Annotated in this window: 1 protein-coding gene; it reads right to left on the bottom strand. The window is 41.5% G+C overall.

What is annotated here, in order from left to right; genetic code table 11:
• Positions 1-44: 44 nt before the first annotated feature.
• The gene (locus ACSZPU_RS25975) at positions 45-197 is read right to left on the bottom strand and encodes a hypothetical protein (RefSeq protein WP_499004494.1); all 153 of its coding nucleotides are present in this window, start codon (positions 195-197) and stop codon (positions 45-47) included.
• Between the last annotated feature and the right edge of the window lie 660 nt (positions 198-857).

Below are 857 nucleotides of genomic sequence, written 5' to 3'. Positions count from 1 at the left end.
TTCAGGCAACCGTCTGTGGTGTTTGCAGAGCTAAGATTGGCGGCTTAGCGTTGCACTTCGGAGTTGAATCCGCCGATGATCGTTGCCGCTAATATTAGGGCAAGCATGTAATATCGAATACGTGTTGCCTTTCGTGGTGTTGCGACGTCGGCATCTATTGCTGCCTCGGTAAGCTCTTGTTGTTGCACATGGTTCATATTTTTCGTCCTTCATGGATTTGTAGGTGTTTTTTATATTTCTCTACCTGCATTTTCAGGGAGGTAATAATTATTGGGTAAGGGTTCTATCCGACTAAAATGTCCGGTATTTGTTATGAAGAACGCGGTTATTGCAAACTCAGTCAATACATTGCCGTAGCGAATAATTAAAATCGCGCAACGTAGTCATGAATTTCCCTGTCGCTATCACTGCCCGCAATAACAGCCATTCTTTACCGTGAATCAATTTGTCGCTTTTTAATGTTATGAGTACTTATTTGACGGTAGGTTAAGACATTGTCAGGATCAATCTTGATTAAATTAATCAATATAAATATTCCGCATAAGCGTCCGGTTGTGTGATGGATGAACGATAGATGCCATTTCTTTGTTGACAACTCTCCATTATCGGTATCCAAACACGCCGTGTAATGAGCAAACGAAGCGGTAGTAGCCTTATTTCCGGCCATCATGTGACAACACCGGCAATATCTGGCCATTTTGCGATCTATCTATCAGTTGATTATCTTAATCAACATTGATTGAGCGTGAGGGGAAATATAGAGTTTAGGCATTCGGTTAGATCTAGGCTGTGTCCCTTAATTGCATAACCTCTTGTAAAACAATCGGATGCAACCCAGCTTGACCATTGAAAGATAA

This window comes from Phytobacter sp. V69, assembly GCF_965644215.1.
Taxonomy (GTDB): Bacteria; Pseudomonadota; Gammaproteobacteria; order Enterobacterales; family Enterobacteriaceae; genus Phytobacter.
Note: the sequence above shows the minus strand (reverse complement) of the source record. Positions and strands in the feature narration are given on the sequence as shown.

What these genes read in the sequence shown, in the direction of transcription:
- ACSZPU_RS25975 (WP_499004494.1), bottom strand. Translation starts at nt 197, where the DNA reads ATGAACCATGTGCAACAACAAGAGCTTACCGAGGCAGCAATAGATGCC.